Annotated in this window: 4 protein-coding genes; all 4 read left to right on the forward strand. The window is 46.2% G+C overall.

Annotated features, from left to right (window positions below):
- On the forward strand, positions 1–180 hold a 180-nt coding region (locus tag HMPREF0240_RS23080), incomplete at its 5' end, for a hydrogenase subunit MbhD domain-containing protein (RefSeq protein ID WP_009005802.1).
- Entirely contained in the window at positions 177–1,133 is a 957-nt protein-coding gene (mbhE, locus tag HMPREF0240_RS23085; protein WP_009005803.1) for a hydrogen gas-evolving membrane-bound hydrogenase subunit E, read from the forward strand. The genes HMPREF0240_RS23080 and mbhE, both read left to right, overlap by 4 nt.
- 1 nt (position 1,134) lies before the next feature.
- A complete protein-coding gene (locus HMPREF0240_RS23090; RefSeq protein ID WP_009005804.1) occupies positions 1,135–1,509 on the forward strand; it encodes a cation:proton antiporter subunit C in 375 nt (124 codons plus the stop codon).
- On the forward strand, positions 1,506–2,634 hold a 1,129-nt coding region (locus HMPREF0240_RS23095; RefSeq protein WP_009005805.1), incomplete at its 3' end, for a proton-conducting transporter membrane subunit. The genes HMPREF0240_RS23090 and HMPREF0240_RS23095, both read left to right, overlap by 4 nt.

Raw genomic sequence — 2,634 nt, forward strand, 5'->3', positions numbered from 1 at the left:
ATGGCCTACAGCCTGATCATGTCCATCCTGTGGATGATCATGGAATCCCCGGACCTTGCCATTACAGAGGCGGCCGTGGGTGCGGGCGTGACCTCGCTTTTGTTTTTTGTGACCCTGAAGAAGATCCGGGGGATCTCCGCCGACAAGGAGGAGGATGACGGAAAGGAGACGGAAGAATGAGCAGAAAACGGCCCCAGGAGGAGTATAACAACAGTCCGGCCTGCCGGTTTAAACGGTGGCTGAACGGAGAGAAGGACCCCTTTGTGGGAACCCTGGAGATGAAGCCTCCCCCGATAGAGGAGGAACCCGGGCCTCCCTATGAGCCTTCGGACTATGAAGAGATAAAGAAAATGAGCAGGGATTATTCTCGGAATGAGAGATTGAAAACATATAGTAAAGTGTACATCACTGTCAGTATTTTGATCTGTATGCTGCTAATCATGATATTGGTTTATGCAGTATCCTATCTTCCGTCTGTGGGAGAAAAATCGAATCCCACCAATAATGAAGTGCCGGAACGGTATATTACAGAGGGGCTTCAGGAGACAGGTTCTGTCAATGTAGTGACGGGAATGATCCTGACATATCGTTCCTTTGATACCTTTGGGGAGACCACGGTTCTGTTTATAGCAACCTGTTGCGTCATGATTCTTCTTTTGGTTGAAAATGAGGAAAAACGGAAAAAGCTAAAGCTTGATGACTACGGCAAGGAACCTCTTCAGGACACGGTTCTGAAGAAGGTAGCAAAGCTGGTTTGTCCCATAATATTTTTGTTTGGAATCTACATAATTTTAAACGGGCATCTGTCTCCGGGCGGCGGCTTTTCCGGAGGTGCGGTGATCGGTGCCGGGATGATACTATATGCGGCAGCTTTTGGTTTTACAAAGACGCAGCGATTTTTTAATGAAAAGATTTATGTAATCGTTAAGGTTACTGCGCTTCTGTTGTATGGCCTGATTGCACTGCATTATTTTTACACCGGGGCAAACGGGCTGGAGCATATTTTCCCACTGGGAGTTCCCGGGGAGATATTGAGCGGAGGAATTATTCTTCCCATTAATATCTGTGTAGGGACAGAAGTAGCATGTACAATCTATGCGTTTTATGCATTGTTTAGAAGAGGAGGGCTGTAATATGGGAAGTAATTTAACTTCAAATTTTATTGAAATCGTTGCAGTCATTTTATTTGGAATTGGGTTTACGGACCTGTTCCTGCATAAGAACCTGATTAAAAAGATCATCGGGCTGAACATAATGGATACCGCGGTTTACCTTTTCCTTGCAGTCAAAGGTTATATTGGCGGGTTAAAAGCACCTATTATTGTGGACGGCATACAGAGCGCTGACAAATATATTAATCCTGTGCCCAGCGGCCTTGTGCTGACAGGGATTGTGGTGTCGGTGTCGGTCACGGCACTGATGCTCGCGCTGACCATCTGCCTGTATCACAGATATCATACTTTGGACCTGGATGTAATATCGCTCAAGATAAGGGAGAAGGAAGAATGAGTTTTGTACAGAATGTTCCCTGTTTTTCTATTTTAATGGCAATGTTTGCGGCAATCATTACATCCGCAGTAAAGGGGAAGCCGGCGAGACGGATTTGTATCTGCGTGACGGCCGCGATCGGGTTAATGTCCGCATTCCTTCTTGTGTTCCTGATGGGAACAGGTGAAAGCTATACCTATATGATGGGGCATTTTCCGGCACCATGGGGAAATGAACTCCGCGCAGGTATGCTGGAAGCGGCCATGGCATTGCTGTTCTGTATCATTATGCTGGTCGCGTTATTTGGAGGTATGGAAGAAGCTCGTGCAGACCTTGAGGCAGACAAGGCTAATTTTTACTATATCATGGCAGATTTGATGCTGGCATCCAGTCTGGCGTTAGTGTATACCAACGATATGTTCACCGCCTATGTATTTGTCGAGATTAATACAATAGCGGCCTGTGGACTGATTCTTGGGAAATTTAATGATTTGACCATTGCTGCAGGGGTGCGCTATATGATTATGAGCCTCATGGGGTCCGGCCTGCTGCTGCTTGGAATCAGCTTTTTCTATGATATGACAGGGCATCTTCTCCTGAGCAATATGAAAGAGAGCATTCTTTTGCTCTGGCAGACAGGTGAGTATCACATTCCGCTGATACTGACGATTGGACTGGTGAGCGTGGGCCTTGCGATTAAAAGCGCCCTGTGGCCATTTCATTCCTGGCTTCCAAATGCGTATGGACACTCCACGGTTGCATCATCGGCTATGCTTTCCAGTATCGTGTCCAAGGGATACATATTCCTTCTTATAAAGATTATTTATAGAGTGATTGGTACAGAGGTATTTGCAGAAAGCCATATCATTGATATTTTGTTTGTGTTTGGAATTATTGGTATGATACTTGGATCTCTGGATGCTGTCCGGCAGAAGAATATAAGGAAAATGATTGCGTATTCCTCTGTAGCGCAGATAGGCTATATTTTTATGGGGCTTGGCCTCGGTTCAGCTGCGGGTAATGGGGCAAGTATTTACCACATCTTCGCCCATGCGGCGGCAAAATCCCTGGTTTTCGTGGCGGCTTTTGGTCTGATTAAAGCTTCAGAGGGATGTATGGATATCGGCGGGCTCAGAGGCGCTGGAT

It is taken from the genome of Clostridium sp. D5 (genome assembly GCF_000190355.1).
GTDB classification, from domain to species: domain Bacteria; phylum Bacillota; class Clostridia; order Lachnospirales; family Lachnospiraceae; genus Faecalicatena; species Faecalicatena fissicatena_A.

Bases quoted from the DNA above. Each gene is read 5' to 3' on its own strand.
- HMPREF0240_RS23090 (WP_009005804.1), top strand. From the start codon at position 1,135: ATGGGAAGTAATTTAACTTCAAATTTTATTGAAATCGTTGCAGTCATT.
- mbhE (WP_009005803.1), top strand. From the start codon at position 177: ATGAGCAGAAAACGGCCCCAGGAGGAGTATAACAACAGTCCGGCCTGC.